General features: G+C 41.7%; 27 protein-coding genes. 15 read left to right on the plus strand and 12 right to left on the minus strand.

Annotation, left to right across the window (positions count from 1 at the left end; translation table 11 throughout):
• The first annotated feature begins 102 nt into the window (after window positions 1–102).
• The 7 genes from ORD22_RS11880 (at window position 103) to ORD22_RS11910 (ending at window position 6,982) form a co-directional block, all read left to right on the plus strand.
• Window positions 103–1,671, plus strand: a complete 1,569-nt coding sequence (locus ORD22_RS11880; RefSeq protein ID WP_317646233.1) for a Na+/H+ antiporter NhaC family protein — start codon at window positions 103–105, stop codon at window positions 1,669–1,671.
• Between the two features lie 165 nt (window positions 1,672–1,836).
• Window positions 1,837–3,357 carry a sodium-dependent transporter gene (locus ORD22_RS11885; RefSeq protein ID WP_317646234.1) on the plus strand — a complete coding sequence of 507 codons (1,521 nt, stop codon included), beginning with the start codon at window positions 1,837–1,839 and terminating at the stop codon, window positions 3,355–3,357.
• Window positions 3,358–3,495, plus strand: coding sequence for a methionine/alanine import family NSS transporter small subunit (locus ORD22_RS11890; RefSeq protein ID WP_233201464.1), 138 nt, complete (start codon window positions 3,358–3,360; stop codon window positions 3,493–3,495).
• An 856-nt stretch (window positions 3,496–4,351) separates the two neighbouring features.
• Window positions 4,352–5,317: a lipoyl synthase gene (gene lipA / locus ORD22_RS11895; RefSeq protein WP_317646275.1), complete on the plus strand. Its 966-nt coding sequence runs from the start codon at window positions 4,352–4,354 to the stop codon at window positions 5,315–5,317.
• Window positions 5,318–5,671: a YutD family protein gene (locus ORD22_RS11900; RefSeq protein WP_411567650.1), complete on the plus strand. Its 354-nt coding sequence runs from the start codon at window positions 5,318–5,320 to the stop codon at window positions 5,669–5,671. It abuts the gene before it with no gap.
• Window positions 5,672–5,765: 94 nt separating this feature from the next.
• On the plus strand, window positions 5,766–6,212 hold the full coding sequence (locus tag ORD22_RS11905; protein WP_317646235.1) for a DUF86 domain-containing protein: 447 nt from the start codon (window positions 5,766–5,768) through the stop codon (window positions 6,210–6,212).
• A gap of 5 nt (window positions 6,213–6,217) precedes the next feature.
• On the plus strand, window positions 6,218–6,982 hold the full coding sequence (locus tag ORD22_RS11910; protein WP_317646236.1) for a TIGR01457 family HAD-type hydrolase: 765 nt from the start codon (window positions 6,218–6,220) through the stop codon (window positions 6,980–6,982).
• 230 nt (window positions 6,983–7,212) lie between these two features.
• Here ORD22_RS11910 and ORD22_RS11915 read toward each other — a convergent pair whose 3' ends face one another.
• On the minus strand, window positions 7,213–7,449 hold the full coding sequence (locus tag ORD22_RS11915) for a YuzB family protein (RefSeq protein ID WP_317646238.1): 237 nt from the start codon (window positions 7,447–7,449) through the stop codon (window positions 7,213–7,215).
• Window positions 7,450–7,594: 145 nt separating this feature from the next.
• Between ORD22_RS11915 and ORD22_RS11920 the strand changes: the two genes are divergently transcribed.
• Complete coding sequence (locus ORD22_RS11920; RefSeq protein ID WP_317646239.1) at window positions 7,595–8,662, plus strand: NAD(P)/FAD-dependent oxidoreductase; 1,068 nt, start codon at window positions 7,595–7,597, stop codon at window positions 8,660–8,662.
• Between the two features lie 87 nt (window positions 8,663–8,749).
• On the opposite strand, the gene ORD22_RS11925 is transcribed toward ORD22_RS11920, so the two are convergent.
• Window positions 8,750–9,202 carry a hypothetical protein gene (locus ORD22_RS11925; protein WP_317646240.1) on the minus strand — a complete coding sequence of 151 codons (453 nt, stop codon included), beginning with the start codon at window positions 9,200–9,202 and terminating at the stop codon, window positions 8,750–8,752.
• Between the two features lie 193 nt (window positions 9,203–9,395).
• On the opposite strand from ORD22_RS11925, the gene ORD22_RS11930 reads away from it, so the two are divergent.
• Window positions 9,396–10,109: an N-acetylmuramoyl-L-alanine amidase family protein gene (locus ORD22_RS11930; protein ID WP_317646241.1), complete on the plus strand. Its 714-nt coding sequence runs from the start codon at window positions 9,396–9,398 to the stop codon at window positions 10,107–10,109.
• 94 nt (window positions 10,110–10,203) lie between these two features.
• On the opposite strand, the gene ORD22_RS11935 is transcribed toward ORD22_RS11930, so the two are convergent.
• A complete protein-coding gene (locus ORD22_RS11935) occupies window positions 10,204–10,530 on the minus strand; it encodes a YuzD family protein (protein WP_317646242.1) in 327 nt (108 codons plus the stop codon).
• 83 nt (window positions 10,531–10,613) lie between these two features.
• On the opposite strand from ORD22_RS11935, the gene ORD22_RS11940 reads away from it, so the two are divergent.
• Window positions 10,614–10,853, plus strand: a complete 240-nt coding sequence (locus ORD22_RS11940; protein WP_317646243.1) for a NifU family protein — start codon at window positions 10,614–10,616, stop codon at window positions 10,851–10,853.
• Between the two features lie 61 nt (window positions 10,854–10,914).
• Here ORD22_RS11940 and ORD22_RS11945 read toward each other — a convergent pair whose 3' ends face one another.
• Window positions 10,915–11,631 (minus strand): DUF2225 domain-containing protein, encoded by a 717-nt coding sequence (locus ORD22_RS11945; RefSeq protein WP_317646244.1) that lies wholly within the window; start codon window positions 11,629–11,631, stop codon window positions 10,915–10,917.
• A gap of 109 nt (window positions 11,632–11,740) precedes the next feature.
• Here ORD22_RS11945 and ORD22_RS11950 point away from each other — a divergent pair, with 109 nt between their 5' ends.
• The 3 genes from ORD22_RS11950 to ORD22_RS11960 all read left to right on the plus strand — a co-directional run bounded on the left by ORD22_RS11950 (window position 11,741) and on the right by ORD22_RS11960 (window position 14,111).
• A complete protein-coding gene (locus ORD22_RS11950; protein WP_317646245.1) occupies window positions 11,741–12,106 on the plus strand; it encodes a HesB/IscA family protein in 366 nt (121 codons plus the stop codon).
• A 199-nt stretch (window positions 12,107–12,305) separates the two neighbouring features.
• Window positions 12,306–13,526 (plus strand): NAD(P)/FAD-dependent oxidoreductase, encoded by a 1,221-nt coding sequence (locus tag ORD22_RS11955; RefSeq protein ID WP_317646246.1) that lies wholly within the window; start codon window positions 12,306–12,308, stop codon window positions 13,524–13,526.
• 258 nt (window positions 13,527–13,784) lie between these two features.
• Window positions 13,785–14,111 (plus strand): YuiB family protein, encoded by a 327-nt coding sequence (locus tag ORD22_RS11960; protein WP_317646247.1) that lies wholly within the window; start codon window positions 13,785–13,787, stop codon window positions 14,109–14,111.
• A 208-nt stretch (window positions 14,112–14,319) separates the two neighbouring features.
• On the opposite strand, the gene ORD22_RS11965 is transcribed toward ORD22_RS11960, so the two are convergent.
• Window positions 14,320–14,796 carry a divergent PAP2 family protein gene (locus tag ORD22_RS11965; protein WP_317646248.1) on the minus strand — a complete coding sequence of 159 codons (477 nt, stop codon included), beginning with the start codon at window positions 14,794–14,796 and terminating at the stop codon, window positions 14,320–14,322.
• A 155-nt stretch (window positions 14,797–14,951) separates the two neighbouring features.
• On the opposite strand from ORD22_RS11965, the gene ORD22_RS11970 reads away from it, so the two are divergent.
• Window positions 14,952–16,460 carry a leucyl aminopeptidase gene (locus ORD22_RS11970; protein ID WP_317646249.1) on the plus strand — a complete coding sequence of 503 codons (1,509 nt, stop codon included), beginning with the start codon at window positions 14,952–14,954 and terminating at the stop codon, window positions 16,458–16,460.
• Between the two features lie 70 nt (window positions 16,461–16,530).
• Entirely contained in the window at window positions 16,531–16,782 is a 252-nt protein-coding gene (locus ORD22_RS11975) for a hypothetical protein (RefSeq protein ID WP_317646250.1), read from the plus strand.
• A 22-nt stretch (window positions 16,783–16,804) separates the two neighbouring features.
• Here the strand turns inward: ORD22_RS11975 and mnhG are convergent, their stop codons facing one another.
• Genes mnhG through ORD22_RS12010 form a run of 7 tightly spaced genes read right to left on the minus strand, consistent with a single transcriptional unit; the run spans window position 16,805 to window position 22,570 of the window.
• Complete coding sequence (mnhG, locus tag ORD22_RS11980) at window positions 16,805–17,185, minus strand: monovalent cation/H(+) antiporter subunit G (RefSeq protein ID WP_317646251.1); 381 nt, start codon at window positions 17,183–17,185, stop codon at window positions 16,805–16,807.
• The gene (locus ORD22_RS11985) at window positions 17,169–17,450 is read right to left on the minus strand and encodes a Na(+)/H(+) antiporter subunit F1 (protein ID WP_317646252.1); all 282 of its coding nucleotides are present in this window, start codon (window positions 17,448–17,450) and stop codon (window positions 17,169–17,171) included. The genes mnhG and ORD22_RS11985 overlap by 17 nt, the downstream gene beginning before the upstream one ends.
• Complete coding sequence (locus tag ORD22_RS11990) at window positions 17,447–17,929, minus strand: Na+/H+ antiporter subunit E (protein ID WP_317646253.1); 483 nt, start codon at window positions 17,927–17,929, stop codon at window positions 17,447–17,449. Before ORD22_RS11990 ends, ORD22_RS11985 begins: the two co-directional genes overlap by 4 nt.
• A 5-nt stretch (window positions 17,930–17,934) precedes the next feature.
• Window positions 17,935–19,419: a Na+/H+ antiporter subunit D gene (locus ORD22_RS11995; RefSeq protein ID WP_317646277.1), complete on the minus strand. Its 1,485-nt coding sequence runs from the start codon at window positions 19,417–19,419 to the stop codon at window positions 17,935–17,937.
• Window positions 19,412–19,753, minus strand: coding sequence for a Na(+)/H(+) antiporter subunit C (locus tag ORD22_RS12000; protein ID WP_317646254.1), 342 nt, complete (start codon window positions 19,751–19,753; stop codon window positions 19,412–19,414). Before ORD22_RS12000 ends, ORD22_RS11995 begins: the two co-directional genes overlap by 8 nt.
• Window positions 19,753–20,175, minus strand: a complete 423-nt coding sequence (locus ORD22_RS12005; protein ID WP_317646255.1) for a Na(+)/H(+) antiporter subunit B — start codon at window positions 20,173–20,175, stop codon at window positions 19,753–19,755. Before ORD22_RS12005 ends, ORD22_RS12000 begins: the two co-directional genes overlap by 1 nt.
• Window positions 20,162–22,570: a Na+/H+ antiporter subunit A gene (locus tag ORD22_RS12010; RefSeq protein ID WP_317646256.1), complete on the minus strand. Its 2,409-nt coding sequence runs from the start codon at window positions 22,568–22,570 to the stop codon at window positions 20,162–20,164. Before ORD22_RS12010 ends, ORD22_RS12005 begins: the two co-directional genes overlap by 14 nt.
• Window positions 22,571–22,645: the final 75 nt, after the last annotated feature.

Genomic DNA, 22,645 nt, shown 5'->3' on the forward strand with positions numbered 1-22,645 from the left:
CAGCCGACTCCTACTCGTTAGTTACAACTTGTTGGAGTCGGCTTTCGTTTGACCTTTTTACATGTTCGATAGAATCTGCAACTAGAAAAAGGAGGAATTACTATGATTGGAACATGGGTTTCCATATTACCTCCTGTAGTCGCCATTGTGATGGTGTTGGTGACGAGGAGAGTGTTATTATCTTTAGGCGCTGGGATTCTTACAGCCGCTTTACTCATCGCTGAATTTGCCCCAACAGAAACATTAAAGGGCGTTTGGACGGCGATGACAATTTCGTTTTGGGATGATGGCCTAAATACGTATAATATATTCATCATGCTATTTTTATTGCTACTTGGAGTGATTACAGCATTCGTTAGTTTGTCGGGAGGAAGTGCGGCATTTGCGCGCTGGGCTGTTACACGCATTCGGACGAAACGTGGTGCGAAGTTGCTGACGATGATTCTAGGAATTGCGATTTTCGTAGATGATTACTTTAATGCACTTGCGGTCGGACAGATTGCACGACCAATTACAGATCAACACAAGATTTCACGTGCGAAATTGGCCTATTTTATTGATTCTACATCTGCGCCAATTTGTGTAGTGTCACCGATTTCGAGCTGGGGGGCATTCTTGATTGGACAATTGGCAATCATTCTAGGAACAACCGCAGCGGTTAGCTATTCACCGTTGACGGCGTTTATCATGATGGCACCGATGAATTTCTACGTCATTGCGACATTATCGATAGTATTCTTCTTCGCTTGGACGAATAATGACTTCTTTGAAATGAAGAAGCATGAAGATCGTGCAAACAAAGAAGGTGAATTATTTGATCCGGCAAAAGAAATTCCAGGTCAATTAAAGGAAGAGTTTCCTGAACATACGCACGGAAAAGTACGTGATTTAGTGTTGCCGATCGTGACGTTAATCTTTGTGACGCTAGGTATGATGATTTTCACAGGCTATAAAGAAGCAGGCGTATTCGATATTTGGGCTATTTTCGAAAATACGGACGTACCAAAGTCATTAGTAGTAGGTGGCGTCACAGCGACTCTGCTTGCGATGCTATTATATGTAGCTCAAATGAAGGATAATGAAACAGCGAGTGCTTCGTGGATGGGCCGCGCGTTTGTTAGCGGATTGAGAGCGATGATGCCAGCGATTCTAATTTTAATTTTCGCATGGGGGTTAACGGAATTAATTGCTACGCTAGATACGGGATTATTCTTATCACAAACCGTGGAACGATTAAATATTCCAGTAGCATTCTTACCAGTCCTGATTTTTATATTAGCTGGGCTGATGGCATTCTCTACGGGAACATCTTGGGGTTCATTTGGAATACTGATGCCGATTGCAGGTACGATCATGGTGAACGCGGCACCAGAGCTATTATTACCAGCATTAGCAGCGGTGCTAGCTGGAGCGGTATTTGGCGATCACTGTTCACCGATTTCAGATACAACGATTCTTTCGTCTACAGGAGCAGGCTGTAATCATATGGATCACGTAGCGACTCAATTGCCATATGCATTAGTTGCGGCAAGTGTGGCGACTACAGGGTACTTCGTTCTTGGGTTAACAGGTTCTGTGTGGATTGGATTAGTAGCAGTTATTATTGTCTTAATAGTATTATTTACGTTCTGGAGTATAAAAGGAAAACGAAGCGAAGCCAGTACAATATAAAATTACAACAGTAGACTAAGAGTGGTGTGCACATCATTCTTAGTCTAAATTTGTTTTGACATCTATGAATCACCTGTTTATACTAAATATACAGAACTCGAGTTGTCAGAATAAATAAAATGGTGATAAGTTTTGTAAAATAACAAAAAGAGAGGAGAAAGGTGTATGGAAAATCGTTCACAGTGGGGAACGAGAGCCGGTTTTATATTGGCTGCAGTTGGTTCGGCAATCGGACTAGGTAATATTTGGCGCTTTCCGTATGTTGCATATGAGAATGGCGGCGGCGCATTTTTCATCCCGTATTTATTTGCACTTTTAACAGCCGGAATACCTATTCTTATCATGGAGTTCACAATCGGTCATAAGTATCGTGGATCGGCACCACTTTCTTTCTTCCGATTAAATGGAAGGAAGACAGAGTTTCTAGGTTGGTGGGGGATTTTCGTATCCTTCGTTATTTCTACTTACTACGCGGTTATCATTGCATGGGCAATGAAGTACACGATTTATTCATTTAGTTTATCGTGGGGCGATAAGCCACAAGACTTTTTCTTCGGGGATGTCCTAAAATTAGCAGATAATCCAGGAGATGTTGGCGGATTAGTTGGAGGCGTAGCTCTTCCTTTACTACTCGTTTGGGTCATTTGTTACATCATCTTGCTAGGCGGAGTTAAAAGAGGGATCGAGCTTGCAAATCGAATATTTATTCCTGTCCTATTTATTCTCTTTTTATTCGTCGTGATCCGTGCGATTACACTTGATGGAGCGATGGTAGGTTTGGATGCATTCTTCAAACCAGATGTAGATAAGTTATTGAATCCACGTGTGTGGGTTGCAGCTTATGGACATATCTTCTTCAGTCTATCCATCGCGTTTGCTATTATGATTACGTATTCCAGTTATTTGCCGAAAAAGTCGGACATAACAAACAATGCTTTCATCACAGGCTTTGCGAACTCATCTGTTGAATTATTAGCAGGTATCGGAGTGTTTGCGGTACTAGGATTCATGGCAACTACACAAGGAGTAGACGTGGGGGATGTAGCAACTGCTGGAGTAGGTCTAGCGTTCGTTGTGTTCCCTGAAATCATCAATCAAATGCCAGGATTGAATGGCCTGTTCGGTACATTCTTCTTCCTGTCACTCGTACTTGCAGGGATTACTTCACTCATCTCAATATGTGAAACGTATATCGCAGGTATGTCAGATAAATTCAATATCTCTAGACGTCGTTCCGTAACGATCGGTGTTGGACTATCGGCAGCCATTTCCTTGTTATATGCAACAAATGGCGGTTTATACTTCCTAGACGTAGCAGATTACTTCATCAACCAATTCGGTATTGCGGTCATCGGGCTAGTCGAAGTCATCTTGCTGGCATGGGTATTCAGAAAACTTGGCGTTTTCGAACAACATGCGAATGCCGTATCAGATATTCGTTTAGGCTGGTGGTGGAAAGTTTCCTTAACATTCATCACGCCATTAGTACTTGGTACGATGTTATTCTTCTTGATTAAAGATAATATTGCTGAAAACTACGAAGGGTATCCAACATCGTTCTTATGGACGATTGGATGGCCGGTTGCGATTGGTGCGTTTGTAATGGCAATCGTCTTCACCTCTCTGAAGTGGAAAAACAATACACGTATTTCTACGGATTATGAAGATGACAAAGGAGGACATTAAATGGTTACTGGAATGAGTGGTTCTGCGATTCTCATGATGATCGTTGGCATAATCATTATCTGGGGCGGTCTATTTTTGAGTGTCTTCTATGCCTCTATACTGACGAAATTTAAGAAGAAATTTAAGGTCGAACAGTAAATACAACAAACGTCCGCAACCGGGGAATTGGTTGCGGACGTTTTTTGCTTGTCAGTAAAAGAAAAGAAAAAGTGGGAAGTGAATGTGTGGTTCGGGATTTATGATTTAGGGGCGGACGCTAGTCCTATGGGCGTGGCCTAAGGAAACTTTGCTCCTATCGCTACGCTTTTACTCGCTTACAGGAGAAAACCAGTTTGTGTTGGGTCGTTGATCGAATCTTTTTCGATACTAATTTTCATGAAGGCCAGCTTTCTATCGCCACTGCGGCACGTGGGGGATTGCCTCCCGCCATGAGCCAGCTAGCAAAGGGCGCGCTAGTTGTCTCATGGCTCCGGCCGACCCCGCAGTTGTGCCTACGCTAATGAGTACAGTGTAATTTTGGTCATCTTTTGTACATAGTAAAATTCAAATTAGACTTTAAAAGGAAGCGAAGCGTTGAAAGCACATCTTTGCATTTCGCCCCTTCTATCACTTAAATCCTACACTTAGACTCTACTAATTTGAGACTTCATATGTAGCGATCAAGTAACTTAATGTCTGTTCCCTATTTTTTAAGTCCAAATGAAAGGTCTAAGTCAAAAGCTGAACATTCCCTCGCTATATTCAGAAGAACACATCAGTGAAACGTAGCGCAAGGCGGCGACTCAGGGAGGATTAGCCCGACAGGTGAGACAACCAGGGGAGAGAAGCGACCGGTTGGCTCACCGCGGGCCCTCCTGAACGCGTCCGCCTGGAGCGCAGTGAAACGAGATCTTTGCACATCCCTTTTCAATTATCTACAGCTTCTTAGCACCATCTATAATTGAAGCTTATCGGAATTTATGTTACATTGACATGAGTAGAAACTATGAACAGAATGGAGTCGGTAGCGTTGTCATGTAGACCTGAAACAGGAAGAAAATCAGAGCATGTAAAGAAGCCTGATTGGCTGAAGATTAAGCTGAACACCAATGAGAACTATACAGGTTTAAAGAAATTAATGCGTGAGAAAAATTTACATACAGTTTGTGAAGAGGCACGTTGTCCAAACATCCATGAATGTTGGGGAGAGCGTCGAACAGCAACTTTCATGATTTTAGGAGCTGTATGTACAAGAGCTTGCCGCTTCTGTGCAGTTAAAACGGGCCTACCAAATGAACTGGACACGGCAGAACCAGAGCGCGTGGCAGAATCAGTTGAATTAATGAACTTAAAGCACGTAGTCGTTACAGCAGTAGCACGTGATGACTTGAAAGATGGCGGATCTGCTATTTTTGCGGAGACAATTCGTGCAATTCGTCGTAGAAATCCGTTTACGACGATTGAAGTATTGCCTTCTGATATGGGTGGCGACCGTGACAATCTACAGCGTTTAATGGATGCAAAACCAGATATTTTAAATCACAATATCGAAACGGTGCGCAGTCTTACACCGAGAATTCGTGCGCGTGCAACGTATGATCGTTCATTGGAATTATTAGCACGTTCAAAAGAAATGTATCCAGAAATTCCTACGAAGTCGTCGTTGATGGTAGGGCTTGGTGAGACTGTGGAAGAAATTATTGAAACAATGGATGATTTGCGTGCACATAACGTGGATATTATGACAATCGGCCAGTATTTACAACCGACAAAAAAACATGCAAAAGTGGTAAAATATTATTCTCCTGATGAGTTTGGTGAATTGCGTAAAATTGCGATGTCTAAAGGGTTCTCTCATTGTGAGGCAGGGCCGCTTGTACGCTCTAGCTATCATGCAGATGAACAAGTGAATGCTGCAGCGAAAGAAAAGCAGCGTCAAGGCGACGAGCAACTGGAACTAGAACGACAAGCGAGCAGTTAAATGGAAGTGAAACAGATGGTCATTTTAGAGAACACACGATATGAAATAGTGGCAGAGTTTCGGGAAGGCTTTGAGGAAGAAGTATTGAACGAACGCTTTAGCGAAGTATTGTTGAAGTATGATTATATTTTGGGCGACTGGGGATACGGACAATTGCGGTTAAAGGGATTTTTTGAAGATCGCAATTCCAAATCTACGTATGAAACGAAAATCAGTACCGTGCAGGATTATATTTATGAATACTGCAACTTCGGTTGTGCCTATTTTATTCTAAAGAAAATAGGTAAAGTGAAACCTGAAACTGAACTAGAAACCGTAGCTGAAAAGAAGATTGAAACACGAGAGAAGGAATAGAATAAAAGCTTCGGGCAATGGCTCGGAGCTTTTATTCGTTTCGTTGAAAATATGGTAAGATAGAGTGAGTACAACATGAGGAGGAAGAGATATTATGTATTTTGTCGATCAAAAACAAATTAGTAAAACACTTGATTATATGGAGCAATTAATCGGAACTTTTGAAAGTGAAAGTAACTGGCATGAAAATGAAGTGAAAAAGCTAGCGGTGGAACGCATTGCACATGGATTGATTGAAGGAATTATCGACGTAGGGAATGCCATGATCGATGGATTTATCATGCGTGATCCTGGGAGTTACGACGATATTATCGATATTTTAGAAGATGAAAAAGTGATTCAAACAAAACAAGCTGTGCCGCTAAAAACATTTATATCCATTCGTCCGATGATCGTCCGTCAATTTACAGAAGTTGAGACCGCAGAAGTGGAAAACTCTATCCGCCAAACAGTGAATGAACTAAAAATGTTCCCACAACAAGTCCGAGATTATTTGACGAATGAATTAGGACCGGTATCTGCATTTTTACCAACGGAGTGACAGCGATGAAATCATATAAAGCGTATTGTCTCGATTTAGATGGGACAATGTATCGTGGAAAAGAACCTATTCAAGAAGCTGTAGATTTCGTGTCTCGCTGTCAGGCACAGGGCGCAGAGACATATTTTATTACGAATAATGCAGCATATACTCGATCGGAACAGCAACAGAAATTAGCAGGCTTCGGTGTACAAACGGACATTGAGTATATTATGAATTCTCCGATGGCTCTGGCTAAATACTGCAAACAGCAGTATCCAGGTGCACGCGTGATGATGATTGGTGAAGAAGGACTAGAAGAAGCGTTAGCGGCAGAGCAGATTACCGTCACAACGACGAATCCAGACGTTGTAATGATGGGTCTCGACCGTCAGATTACGTATAGTAAGCTGTCAGAAGCTTGTCTTGCGATTCGCAACGGTGCGCATTTCTTAGGGGCTAACCCTGATTATAGGTTTCCTACTGAAAGAGGGCTCGTACCAGGCAATGGTTCATTCCTTCAATTGATGGAAGCAGCTACCGACACGAAACCATTTATCGTAGGAAAGCCAGAACCTTTTATGTTGCAGTTCATCCAGCAGCAAGGGAACTACGCAAAAGAAGACATGGTGCTAATTGGTGATAACTACGACACTGATATCTTGGCAGGCATCCGCTACGGCATCGACACAGCCTATGTCTCAACGGGTGTCACGCCAGTCGAAGAACTACTACAAAAGGAAATCCAACCGACCTACGTGCTTTCTACACTTGCTGACTGGGGAGAATGATTTTGTGTGTGATCTGGGCATAATATTTCGCATGGGAGGCTTACCGCGGGCGCTCTTGAACGCGCCAGCTGAGAGCGAAAGTCGTGACTTGAAACGGGTTTTCGATAGCATTGGGAACACATCTTTACCTTAAATCCCCTGCGATAAGCTATAGCAACCTCACTAAATAAAAGACTGTAAATAACTCACCCAAGAGTTTATCTACAGTCTTTTTAGCGTTCATTATATAATTAAAAAAGAGGATTGTCTTCGATGAATTGATAAATGCGTTTAGTCAATTCATCGGGTGTATCCGCTTCGACAAGTTCGCCGTTGACAAGTGCGTATAAGGTATCTGCGCATTTTGTGCAATAACTCAAACAACCATACTCGAGCACATCTATATTCGGGTCTCTTTCCAAAGTTTCAAATACCGGATAGGCTCCATTCGCCAAATTACTAATACAAAACTCCACGATGGGATTCATCTTTCTCACCTCGCCTACTAGAAATGGTACTCTTTTTTAAGTAGTCCGTCAATGAGTAGACATATTGTGAAAGGAATCACAAACTGATATACTTACAAATGAGGTTTAATCGAAAAATTGACATTACACATAGAAGGAGAACATTATGAGGAAATTACTATTATTAGGTGCCGGTTATGGTAATATGCGAATATTACTACGTCTACTGAATAAAGAACTACCAAGCGATATTGAAATAACGCTCGTGGACAGAACGCCATTCCATAGTCTGAAAACAGAATTTTATGCATTGGCAGCGGGAACGGCTCCTGATTCGGATATGCGAGTGGCGATTCCTACTCATCCGCAATTAACAGTAGTAGAAGGCGAGATTAAAGAAATTAAGCCAGAAGAAAAAGAAGTTGTACTAGTAGATGGACAGACACTTACGTATGATGATCTAGTTATCGGCTTAGGTAGCGTAGATAATTTTCACGGCGTACCAGGTGCAGAAGAGCACACATTAAGCATCCAGACAATCGGTAAGTCTAGAACTACATATCAAACGCTTTTAGGACTAAGTGGTGGAGCTACAGTAGGAATCGTTGGAGCGGGTTTAAGTGGTATTGAATTAGCGAGTGAACTACGTGAAAGTCGACCAGATTTGAAAATTAAACTATTTGACCGCAGTCCGCGTATTTTACGTGATTTCCCAGAACGCTTAAGTAATTTCGTCAAAGGTTGGTTTGATCAAAATGAAGTAGAAGTGGTCGCCAATTCGAATATCACAAAAGTTGGAGAGTTTGCACTTTACAATCATGAAGAGACGATTGAAGTTGACGCGGTCGTTTGGACGGCTGGTATTAAGCCGAGTCAAGTCATTGATGAAATGGCTGTTCAAAAAGACCGTTCCGGACGCGTCGTACTGAACCAATATCATCAAATACCAACGTATCCGAGCGTCTATGTGGTCGGTGATATCGCTGCACTTCCACACGCACCAAGTGCTCAATTAGCGGAAGTGCAAGCGGAACAAATTGTCCAAGTGCTTCGTTTGATTTGGAAAGATCAGCCGCTAATGGCTGAGATGCCAGAGTTGAAACTAAAAGGCTTTATGGGTTCATTAGGGAAGAAGCAAGGATTTGCATATTTGGCGGATCGTACCGTTACCGGTCGAATCGCGCGTTTGATGAAATCCGGTTTACTTTGGATGTACAAATGGCATAATGGCTAAACGTTTCTATAGTGTGAAAATGAACTACTTACCCTTTACTAACCTGATCGGTTATTTGAAGTGGCAGGTAGTTCATTTTTTTGAACATTATTGGTTAATCACAGCATCAGCGAATTCTTTATAAGTTAGTTTTTGGAACTCTTCACGTGTGTAAAGGATACTGGCTAAATCTTTTATTGTTGAATTCTCCTGCTCATCAATTATATTTACCTTGATCAGGATATTCGTTTGTTTAACTTCCGGATGTTCAAATGAGGCTTGCAAAGTTTTGAAAGACCACGTGACAGAAGTAGGTGCAATTGAAACTTCATCCGTTGTGGACGTAATGGTAGAAACCAAAGTTAACAATCCGTCTTCATCGAAAGTTGCTTCATCAATATATTTATTACTGTTTGCTATTTGTTCTTCTATAGGAAGTCTATTTTCTTCTGCTCGTTTATTTTTTGAATCCAAAACCCCTAATACAAAACTAAATAAAGAAATCACTATAAGTACAATGAACCAAAGTCTTTTATAAAGCGGTTTTTTTGTTTCGGTCAATCCTATTCCCCCTATGACTGTTATCCTCTATGATTATATACTAAATCTGTCGAAGTTGATGAAAAGTTTCATAAATTAATTAAAACAAACGAAGTCATCAAAAATCTTGGTGGCTATTTCTATTGCCTTAAAATACATACACTTACTCTTAGGACTTCATAAAATAGTAGGACAGACGTGGGAGGTGAATGAAATGGTTAGAATTGCTTTAGATGCAGGTCATGGCTTATTTACAGCCGGGAAACGTTCGCCGATAGGAGAAAGAGAATGGTTTTTTAATAATCAAGTGTTGCTAGCTTGTGTAGAAAGACTAAAAGAGTATGAAAATGTTTCTCTACTCCGCTTAGATGATGCAAGTGGTAAAATAGATCAGCCATTGGAAAACCGCACCGACCGTGCTAATCAATGGAAGGCAGATGTGTTAATTTCTTTTCATCATAATGCAAATACGGGAAAGTGGGGAAATTGGGGTGGGGTGGAGACATTTGTATATCCTACCGCTAGTAAAACATCATTCCAATTAGCAGAGCTAATTCATCCGAAAGTTGTTCAAGCGATGGGCTTACGCGATCGTGGAATTAAGAAAAGAAATCTGCATATGCTAAGAGAGTCCAATATGCCCGCGATTTTAATTGAAGGTGGCTTTTACGATTCGTTGACCGATATACAAGCGTTACGATCATCCAACAGATTGATAGCGCAAGGAGTGGCGGTCGCGGATGGATTGGCTGCTTACTTTAAGTTGAAGAAAAAAACAGTAGAGATAGGGAACGTTGGAGCGGCCAATCAAACGACGACCGAATACAGATTGGTCACCGGAACCTTTAAGACGAAAGTTGCGGCAGAAAAAGCAGCTGATTTGTTACGCAAAAAGTATGGCTGGACAATTTATATAAAAGACGCCTAACAAAAAGCGACCAGCCAACATGGCGGTCGCACATTTTCTGATAGATATCATTAAAGGCTAGCTCAGTTCTCAATTAATCGACAAAATTATCATTTTATCCTGCATAGTAGCCGTTAGCTTCCATTGCCTGATAAACAGGTTTTAGCTGGATGTGACCTTCTCCGACCATCTCGTTATTGATCATTACGAGTGGATAATAGTACTCATCTTCTCGAATTTTATGCGCAATTTCTTGTTGATACACTTCAGTGATTTTCTGGTCAATATCAATGTACGTAATCGTAAAAGGCTGGTCAGGATACTTTCTTGAAAGAGCAGCTTCAAGCCACTCGTACGTATCTTTAGAAGAAGGGGCATTGACACAGCTTGCGCATTGAATTTCTGCACCGTACACTTCGATTATTACAGGTAATTGTGACAAAAAAATCAATCCTCCGATTCATTATTGGATTTTTTCTGCTCGGCAGTTTATAATAAGTATAAGGAAAGGAGAGATCGATTACAATGACAACAGATTTGAAATTATATGAGCCGGTAAAAGAAGTTCTAGATAAATTACGCCCATTCCTATTGCGCGATGGAGGGGACTGCGAACTTGTGGACATTGACGAAGGGATCGTCAAATTGCGTTTACTCGGTGCATGCGGTACGTGCCCAAGCTCAACGATCACATTAAAAGCAGGTATTGAACGTGCGTTACTTGAAGAAGTTCCAGGTGTCGTAGAGGTAGAACAGGTCTTTTAATTTCCTACCTATTATTTTGAAAGCCGTGTAAAGAAGTGAAACCTTCTCTGCACGGCTTTCCTTATTTTGCTAGTGTGTTGGTAGCTTCATCTTCGCGAATTTCTTGCCAACGATCTTTAGCCAATTGGATAATGTTCGGTTCAGTAGATCTCTTTTGAGCTTCTATTACCCGCGAGAAGTTTCTAATCGCTTCTGGTCGATCCTCAATGCGCCATGAAAGCTCGGCAATGAGATACTGTACACGTGTTTCTGACATTTGTGTACCGACGTGGTCGCCTTCTGAAAAGGCTTGTATATATAGATCACGCGCAATTCGTATATAGCGCATTTCATTTTCAGTTTCTTTCGATTCTCGATAAATCCATGCGATCCTCAGCATCATACCCGCGATCGTTAAATGCTTTTCTTTTTTGAAATTAGCACTTAAATACGCTAGCTTATAAGTTTGAACGGCTTCTTCTTTTGAGCGCAAATGACCAAATGAGCGACTACGCCATTTAGCAGTAATGTTTTTAGCGATTTTTTCCTTTACGCCTGGACCAAAATAAGGGGAGAAATCATCTGTATAAGCAAAGCCACACTGCGGGCATACAGCAACATTATAAAAAATAGGATTGATTTCCTTATTGATATATATAGGCCTAAAATCACTATCATGTTGTGAAACTCTGACTTGTCTAGAACGGATGCGGGTAGTGGGAAAATGTTCTTTACAGAGCAAACACTGCATCCTTTTTTCGTAAAATGGGCTAATTTCCACTATATTCATTCCTTTCATACCTAAGACTTAGTATACAGAAAAATAGTCCTAGTGTGGAGGAGTTTGTTTGCAATTTGGTGGAAAAGATTGATATGATAGAACAAATCGTGGAAAGTGAGTGAGGTCAATGAACAATCCAGTAGAAATTACAGAAGCAGCAGCATTTCACGTAAAGAAAATGATGACTCATAATGAAGAAGAAGGCTCTTATTTACGCGTTTCCGTCAATGGAGGCGGATGTAGCGGATTAACATACGGACTAGGCTTTACGGCAGAAAAGGAAGAAGATGATGTGTTTTATATGCAACATGGGATTCCTGTACTAGTCAAAGGTGAGGATGCGGCTATTTTAGTCGGTACGAAAGTAGATTATAAAGAATCTTTGATGGGTGGAGGCTTTACAATCGATAATCCGAATGCGATTGCGAACTGTGGATGCGGCACGTCTTTCCGTACGGCTCAAAAAGCAGGAGCACCGGCAGATTGCGAATAAAATAGTAGTTACAAACTCCTTGTATAATTGATTATTTGCACTATTAGAATCCTATTGAAAATAGTGCCCAAAAGGTCTAATATTAAGTAGGAAAAGTTATTTCATATTAAAACTAAATGCCGACATCGCGTAAAACCAATGATTGATCGATTTTACACGTACTCGGCATTTAATAAACTAAAAGGTGGTTTCGATTTACGTGAAAAGGCCGACAATCTTAGTATTGGGTGCAGGTTACGGTGGTTTGATGACCGTTGTTAATTTACAAAAGTCATTGGGGGCAGACGATGCTGATATCGTCTTAATCAACAAAAATGACTATCACTATGAATCTACATGGTTGCACGAAGCAGCAGCCGGTACTCTTACACCAGAGCAAGTTCGTTATGATATTGCTAGTGTAATCAACAACAACAAAGTGAAATTCATCGAAGCAGAAGTTACAGGTATTGATGTAGAAGCGAAAAATGTGAAGACAAACCTTGGTTCGCATACATATGACTACCTTGTAATTGCTCTTGGTTTCGAAGGCGAAACATTCGGTATTAAAGGTCTTGATCAATATGCATTATCTATCGCTAATGTAAAAGCAGCTCGTCAAATTCGTGATCATATGGAATATCAATTCGCTACATGGTCTACGGAAGAAGTAAAAGACGATAGCCGTTTAACAATCATTGTCGGTGGAGCAGGCTTCACAGGTATTGAGTATCTTGGTGAACTAGGAAACCGTGTGCCAGAACTATGTAAAGAATATGACGTACCTGCTAAAAAAGTACGTATCCTTTGCGTAGAAGCAGCACCTATGGTATTACCATCATTCGACCCAGAACTTGTTGAGTATGCAGTTCGTCAATTAGGCGCTAAAGGAGTAGAATTCTCAATCGGTACACCGGTTGTTGAAGCTACTGCAGAAGGTGTTATGATTAAAACTGGCGAAGGCGAAGATGATATCGAATTCATCAAAGCTGGAACAGTTGTATGGGCAGCTGGTGTACGTGGTAACCGTTTAATCGAAGAGTCTGGTATCGAAAATATGCGTGCTAGAGTTAAAGTGAATAAAGATTTGCGCGCACCTGGCTATGATAATGTGTTCGTAATCGGTGACTGTTCATTAATGATTAACGAAGCAATTAATCGTCCATTCCCTCCAACAGCTCAAATTGCGATGCAACAAGGTGATGTATGTGCAAACAACATTATCGCGTTGATCAAAGGCAAGCCGACGATGGAATTCGTACCTGATATAAAAGGTAGTGTTTGTTCATTAGGTGATGACGATGCGATCGGTGTCGTATTCGATAAGAAATTGACTGGTAAAAAAGCTTCATTTATGAAGAAAATGATTGATAACCGCGCGCTATTCATGGTAGGCGGCGTCGGATTAACAATCAAAAAAGGTAAATTTAACATTCTGTAAAAAATATGTATCCTAGTGAATGTTTGAGACTGTGGACAAGCTCTTAGTTAGAGAGTGTCTACAGTCTTTTTTATGTCATCTTCAATGAAACGTCTAGTAAGTCAAATTTGACGTATGATTTGCTCCCTTATTTGAAGTTTCATATTTTAAGATTTCATGACAACTGAAGAGAACGGCTCATGTTCTCTATCTCATTCTATTGAAAGCCATTGCACCATGCTGTAAAATGTTAAAGTGATGAACTGGAGGTTATCGGCAATGCAAACTATATCCATAGCGCAAGTATTGCTATCGATCTTAATATTTATTGTTATGTTCTTTGGTATTGGTTTCTTAATCAATATGCTGTTACGCATGACGTGGCTTATGGCAATCGTCTATCCGATTATCGTCATTTTCATTATTGACGATGTACCAATGTTTCATTACATTACGAAGCCGGGCCATGCTTTTAGTGAACTTGGAGCAAGTATTATGTCGCTTCATGTAGTAGATATCGTCATCTTGGCGAGTGGTCTTGTCGGAGCGATCATCTCAGGATTCGTCATGAAGGCACTACGCAAGGCAGGCTATCAAATGTTTTGACAAACTAATAGTACAGAAAAACACCAGTGAGAATTTCTCATTGGTGTTTTTCTATGTCTAGTAATATAGGAGTGGTTGGAACAAAAAACGTTACGCTACGTTTCAGACGGACGTGTGTCTTATGGTCGCGCGGGCGGTGAGCCAACCTTCCCCTTCTACAGAGTAAATCTCGGACCGCTTAGTAAGTGTTTATTACTTTTTCTCCCATTTAAAGAATCCAAGAATACGTAATAATTGAGATGATGATGCCAGTTAGTGCGCCGAAAAATACTTCATTTGGCTTGTGGCCGAGTAAGGTTTTGAGCTCTTGAATTTTTGTTTCGTTGTCCTTTTGAGGCCAGCCCTTAATGTCCTCCACGAATATTTGGAAATCTGAGCGCATTTGGTTGATGATGACTGCTTGTTGACCTGCTTGGTAACGTATACCTGTCGCGTCGAACATAACAATCACCGCAAAGATAGCAGATACAGCAAACAAAGGTGAATCTAATCCTGCTTCAAAAGCAATGGCAGTCGTCAGTGCGGTAACAGCAGCCGAGTGCGAACTAGGCATGCCGCCTGTGGATGTCATCAGTCCAAAATCAAGTTTACGTGTCAATAAAAAGTGAATCGGAATTTTTACAAATTGAGCAAATAGAATGGCGAATAACGCTGCAAGAAGCGGTACGTTTTCAAATATAGCCAAATGGTTCCACACCCTTTCAGGCAAGATAATAGGGACAGTATACCATAATCTAGTTGAAATCGTTGGTTTAAACAACAATCCTTGTCATTGGAACGGTACATCTGACTAGTCTATACTGTAGGGGAGAGTTGATAGAAAAGGGAGGACATCATCAGATGATTACAATTGCAACAGCATCCACACTAGAACAGCAAGAAGTTGAAGTATTAGTTATTGGGGTACCTGACCATCCGGAGAATGTTGAAGGTTGGGATGCGGTTGTAGAAGCGTTTCATCCGTCATTATCAGAATGGATTAAGTCACGGGATATTAAGCAAGACTTCAAACAATTAACGAAGATGCCTGCATTATCGAAGAGAAATTATGAGCGTGTGTACTTTGTGGGGGTCGGTAAGCAAAAAGAGTTAACGGAGCAACATGTGCGTGAACTATTTGCGACAGTAGGTAAACAAGTGCATACAGACCGTGTGCGATCGGTTGCGGTATGGACAGCACCTTTCTGTAATGAAGAGTTGACATGTGTTGATGTCGCTTATTTAGCAGCAGAAGGAATTAGCATGGGAGCATACACATACGAAGGATTCCGAACGTCATCCAATGAAGTCGATGTATCATTGGCTTCGGTAACGTTTATTACTACCGCAGACGAGCAAGAAGTCAAAACGGCAGGGGAAGTCGGTATGATCAGCGCCTATGCTGTGAACGAAGCAAGGACACTAGTTAATGTGCCACCGAACCTATTAACGCCAACTAAAATGGCAGACTATGCACGTGAGTTAGCGGAAAGCTATGATTTCGAAATCGACGTGTTAGGCAAAGCAGAAATGGAAGAGTTGGGGATGGGTGCCATTCTCGCGGTCAATCAGGGGTCTGTAGAAGAGCCACAACTGATTGTGCTTAAATATCAAGCGACAGAACAATGGGAAGATGTCATCGGCTTAGTCGGTAAAGGAATCACGTATGACACGGGTGGCTACTCGCTGAAGCCGCGTGAAGGTATGGTCGGTATGAAAGGTGATATGGGCGGTGCAGCGGCCGTGCTGGGCGCTATGTGCATTATAGGAGAGTCACGCCCGAAGAAAAACGTCATTGCGGTCATTGCATCAACAGATAATATGATTTCCGGCACAGCTTTCAAACCGGATGATGTTATTACTTCATTAAGCGGCAAGACGATTGAAGTGTTGAATACAGACGCTGAAGGACGTTTAGTACTAGCGGATGCGGTGACGTATGCAAAGCAAGCAGGTGCTGAATATTTAATCGACGTAGCAACGCTTACAGGAGGTGTAATCGTCGCTCTTGGTCACGACAAGACTGGAACATTGACGAATGATCAAGCCTTCTACAAACAGTTTGAAGAGGCGGCAGAAGAGACAGGGGAATTTATCTGGCAGTTACCACTGACGGAAAGTGATAAGAAACGGATCCGTAAAAGCCAAGTAGCAGATTTGAACAATTCACCAGGACGCGACGGTCATATGATTTTCGGTGGCGGTTTCGTAGGAGAATTTGCGGGAGATACACCATGGATTCATTTGGACATCGCAGGAACTTCAGAGGCAGCGAGCCCGCACGTTCTTGGACCTAAAGGAGGAACAGGCGTAATGGTTCGTACGCTTGCAACATTCGTTGAGCGCTTAGCTGTAGAACAACAGGAATAAACACATATAGGCACTTTCCCCAAACCACAATTTATCTTGGGCATAGGATAAAGAGAAAGGGGGAGCATATATGTCGAGAAACAATTATAGAGGTGGTCACGGTGGTGGCCATGGCGGCGGCTTTGGAGGAGGTTTCGGTTTTGGTGGTCCATTCCTCGGAGGTCTAGTCGGAGGATTTCTAGGTAACGCCTTTTTCCCTGGTTACGGCTATGGTGGCGGTTATAGTGGAGGCTACGGCGGTGGATATGGAGGTTACTACCCACCATACTACAACATGCCATACTATCCGCCGTACTATCATTCATTTTATCCATACTATTAAACGAGAAAACACGCAGAGGAAATTACTCCTTCTGCGTGTTTTTTTCCATTTCTTCTCGTTGTTTTTTTAGGTCTACTTTTAACGCATCGCCAACCGTTAATTTAGTAGGCTCAACACCTGACATATAAGCCGCCCGCGCCATCAAGTGACCGCCAATAGGAGACGTGATGAACAAAAATGCAATCCCGAGCAATAACTGAATACTGAAGTGTCCTTCATTCCACCAAAAGTGCAAGAACACACCGAGTAACAAGCTCATGACACCAAGCGTTGCACTTTTTGAAGCTGCATGCGCGCGTGTATATGCGTCAGGCAATCGTAAAACCCCAATGACTGTGATAATCGTAAAGATGATTCCCACTATGACGAGAGACACAATAATGATATTAGCGATCAGATCCACGTTCGATAATCTCTCCTCTCTCAATAAATTTCGAGAAGGACACCGTGCCGATGAATGACATAATCGCAATCAATAAAATCACATCGATAAAGAACGGCGTGTCAAACAAGATAGAAAGCAAGGCGATGGCGGAGATGAGCATTACGCCAATTGCATCCAGTGCAATGAGTCGGTCAGGCGTAGATGGACCTTTCCAGACACGGTAGAGTAATCCGAGCATGGAAAGAATCACTAACACTAAGCATACTGAGTAAAACATATTCATCCCCGACTCACCTCCATAATCGCTTTCTCGAATGTATTTTTAATCGAATCGATTGCTTCATCCACGTCATCGACATCGATTGCATGAATATATAACGTCCGCTGATCGTCTGAAACATGGATAACCATTGTTCCAGGTGTCAGCGTGATCAAGCTTGATAACAACGTAATTTCCCAGTCGTGTTCGAGTTCAGTCGGTAGGGCGAATATCATCGGTTGCATCTTAGAAAGGTCAGGTTTAATGACTAACAGGAGCACCGAGATATTCGACATGACTAACTCTTTCAAGAAAATAGAAGTCAATTTAACTGCGGACCATATTCGCCAAACGTACAGGCGATGTTTGAAATAACGGCGTGTCATAATTATCATTAACAAACCGATAATATATCCAATGATAAACGTAGAAGGTGTTAATGAACTCGTCATGAACATCCAAACGACAGCAATGAAGAAATTTAATAGTATCTGAAAAGCCATGACATCTACTCCTTTAACACCGCATCAATATAGATGGACGGATCTGTAAGCACGTTAGCCGCATCCGACATATAAGGCATTAGCCATTCTGCACCGACACCGTACGCAATCGAAATCACGACGAGCGCAACAGAGGGTATCATCATCGCACGGTACGTCCCTTTGCTCGTCACTGGCAATGGTTGAGTCGGTTCGCCCCAGAAAGCATAGATAAAGATCCGAATCACAGATAGCAAGACGATTAAACTGGAAGCTAAAATAACAATGCTACCGACTGCATGATCCGCTTCAAAACCGCCTTTGACAATAAGCAATTTACCAAGGAATCCACTCAGCGGCGGAATTCCAGCCAAGCCAAATGCCGCAATCAGATAAATCCATCCAAGCGATGCGTGTGTCTTAATGAGCCCACCCATTTCGCGTAAATTTGAAGTGCCTGTTATAAAAATGATTATCCCAATCAAGACAAACAATGCAGCCTTGATTAACATATCGTGAATTAAATAATAGACGGCACCTTCCATACCTGACGTGTTCATCTGTGCTACACCAAACAGAATGACACCTACCGCGATAATGATGTTGTAAATAATAATTTGTTTTAAATCGAAATACGCAAGCGCTCCGATACAGCCTGCTACAATCGTCAACAACGACAGTACAAGCAAGAATTGGTGCGTAAATGCAATATCATGCACGAAAAATAACGTATATGTACGCGTAATCGCATAGACACCAACTTTCGTCAGCAACGCACCAAACAACGCCAATACAGGAATTGGTGGAGCTGCGTACGAACCTGGCAACCAGAAGTATAGAGGGAAAATCGCACCCTTAATTCCGAAGACGATCAAAAATAAGATCGCAATTACGGAGATTATACCTGGTTGGTTAATTTCTGCAATCTTCACAGAAATATCGGCCATACTTAATGTACCAATCACGGAGTAAAGATAAGCAACCGCGATGACGAAAAGTGCAGAGGAAATGACATTCACTAAAATATATTTGATCGATTCCCGAAGCTGTCTTTTCTCGCCACCAAGGACAATTAGTAAGTATGAAGCAATGAGCAACACTTCGAAGAATACGAACAGATTAAAAATATCACCTGTTGTGAATGCACCATTAATACCCGTAATCATAAATAAAATTGCCGGATAGTAGAAGAATTTCTCTCTTTCTACACCAATGGATTTAAAGCTATACAGCACAATAAAGAAAGTGAGTAAAATTGTAGTAGTGACGAGCAGGGCAGAGAACATATCTGACACCATCGTAATTCCGAATGGTGCAGGCCAGCTTCCGAGAGTCACTGTTTGGATTCCTTCTGCTTTCACTGTCGCGACAAGCCAACAAGAGGCAACTAGACTGAGAGCCAATCCGATCAGTGTTAAAACTCTCTGGACGACCACCTGCTCTTTGAAAAACAATAAAACCATCGCGAAAAAGAAAGGAATAATGATCGGAAATAAAAGAAGATTAATCATGTTCATCATTCCCTCTCAATTCATTCATATTATCTGTTTGGTGCACGGCATACATGCGGTACGCCATGACGAGCATCACAGCAGTTACACCAAAGCTGATGACGATTGCTGTTAAGATCAAGGCTTGCGGTAGGGGGTCGGCAAAATCAGTGACTCCATCAATCAATACTGGAGGAGCTAAACCGCCAAGTCCACCCATTGTTAAAATTAGTAAATGCGCACCGTGACTTAGCAAACCTGTCCCTAAGATTATTTTCAATAAACTACGAGAAAGTATCAAGTAAACAGCCGCTGTAAATAACACACCGATAATGATCGAAAGTACTAGTTCCATCAGTCATCTCCTCCAATCGATTGAATAATCGTAATGGCGGAACCGACGACTACTAAATACACACCGCTATCAAACAACATGGCCGTATGAAGAGAAGTTTTCCCGAACAACGGCAACGTAAAATAGTCATAAGCGTGTGTGAAAAACGGTACATTGAAAACAATAGAACCTGCGGCCGTAGCGAGTGCCAATAATAAACCAATCGCAGTAACAATGGTAAAGTTAAATGGCAAAATTTGCTGAATGGTCCGCAAATCAAACGCCAATAACAACAGTACAATGGCACCGGTCGTCAACAGACCACCAACGAATCCTCCACCTGGTGCATAATGTCCTGTGAAGAAAATATGGATCGAGAATAAGAAGATGATGAAAAACACTACTTTAGCTGTTGTTTGTAAAATGACATCATTTGTTTTCATCAGTAGTCTCCTTTCTCGATACACGCAAGCGAATCATACCGAGTACCGCGATCCCGGCAATTGCCAGTACCCCGATCTCAAAAAATGTATCAAATCCACGATAATCTACGAGAATGACGTTGACGATATTTCCGCCTCCCGCCTCCGTTGCGACCGTATCTTTATAGTATTGTGAAATCGAAGGAATCAATTTTTGAGAGTGACTCGATAGGGCGACTAATGTCACCATGACACCGACACTCAAAGCAACCACGAAGTTAACGATTTTTGTCTTCGCTGTTTCACCGTGTGAACTGAGCGCAGGTAAGTGCTTAAACGCCAGCAAGAACAATGCGACTGAAACCGTTTCAATAACTAGTTGCGTTAACGCTAAGTCGGGTGCTTTGAAAATAACAAAGAACAACGCGACGGAATAGCCGACACCACCAAGTGCAATAATCGCAGCTAAACGAGAGTTAGCAAACACAACGAACCCAACAGCCAATACTAAAATGATAGCATTCAGTACGCCATAAAGTGAAAGCGCAGCGAAGCTAGTCATATCTAGAACAAACGCATCTTTGATGAACAATACCGCGATCACTGTGACGGAAAGAAACGCGAACATATACAGTAAATAGGAACGGATCACGCCATCCATATAGAAACGTGATAAGCGATTCATTCCCTTTTCACTTCCGCGCATTAAGGCATCGTATCCTTCATTTAGCGACAGTTTTGCAGGTTGAATTTTATACAGTGGTTGCCATTTTGGAATCGTTACGTAGAATAACGAACCGACAATTACGATACCGACAGTCAACCAAAGAGCAGTTGAGCCAAAACCGTGCCATGCTTGTACATGAATATCGATCGCATCGGGGCTTGCATATAAAGTAGGTTGCACAGCCATCACAGCGGGTTTGATAATCCATTTGCCGACAAGATTTGGAATGAAGAAAATGATAAGTACCAAACTAGCTAAAATCATTGGCGCAATTAGCATACCAATCGGTGCTTCATGTGGCTGTCTTGGTAACTGTTCAAATTTCTTCTGACCAACAAACGTATTCAAAACGAAATACAAACTATACGTAAACGTGAATACGCTTGCAACCCAAGCAATAATTGGGAATAAAATACCCCATGTATCAAAATTGAATAGTTCAAAATGTTGAAGGGCAACCATGGAATCCAAGAACATCTCTTTACTTAAGAATCCATTAAATGGAGGTAAGCCCGCCATTGATAATGAACCTATCAACGCAACCGTAAAACTTAACGGCATAACACTCATGAGTCCACCGAGTTTACGGATATCTCGGGTGCCAGTTTCATGATCGATAATTCCGGCAATCATGAATAGTCCGCCTTTAAAGGTTGCATGGTTGATCAAATGGAAGATTGCTGCATACGTTGCGAACGCGAACATCGCTTCCGTCGTATGATAGGAAATCGCACCTGCACCAAGTAAAGACATGATCAAACCAAGCTGACTCACAGTTGAGAACGCAAGGATTGCTTTCAAATCCGTTTGCTTTACAGCGAAAAACGAACCCCAGAACAACGTCAGTAAACCGATGCCTGTAACGAGCCAAATCCAAGTGGACGATGTACCGAAAATCGGTGTAAAACGTGCGACCAAATAAATACCCGCCTTAACCATCGTTGCGGAGTGTAAATACGCGCTGACAGGAGTAGGCGCTTCCATTGCATCCGGCAACCAAATATAGAAAGGGAATTGCGCGGATTTCGTAAATGCACCAAGTAAGATTAGTACTAACGCTAACGTGAAGTAAGGTTGATTCACTAATTCAGGTGCTTGTGCAATTAATTCTCGAATGGAGAACGTATTGCCCATAATGCTGAGTAATGCAAATCCCCCAAGCATCATCAAACCACCGAAAACGGTAATCATCATCGATTTCAATGCACCAAAACGTGATTTGTCACGCGTATACCAAAACCCGATTAATAAGAAGGATGAAATGGATGTTAATTCCCAAAATAGATAAAGCGTTATCGTATTGTCTGACTGTACAACACCTAGCATGGCAGTCATGAAGAGTAGTAAATAGACATAAAAGCTACCTAGGTCTTCTTTTTTCTTATCCATGTAGAATACAGAGTACAATACAACTAATGAACCAATACCGGTAATTAACAACGTGAATAATAAACTAAGACCATCTATGTAAGAAGTAAACGTAATTCCAAGTGAGGGAATCCATTTTAGTTCAGATATAGCATGACCACCATCCATCACCAGCGGTATGAAGCTAAGGTAGTAGCTGAACAACGCTAGTGGGACAAGTAACACTAGCCAACCCGTATGTATTCCCTTAACTTGCTTATAAGCAAAAGGAATAAGTATTGCAAAAATTACAGGTAAAAAAATCAATAACACGAATTCCAAAAGAATCCTCCTTCCGCACAATTTCTATACATAATTAAAAGTCCAGAGGCATATGCGTGGACGTATTTGTTAGTA

The organism is Sporosarcina sp. GW1-11 (assembly GCF_033088395.1).
GTDB lineage: Bacteria > Bacillota > Bacilli > Bacillales_A > Planococcaceae > Sporosarcina.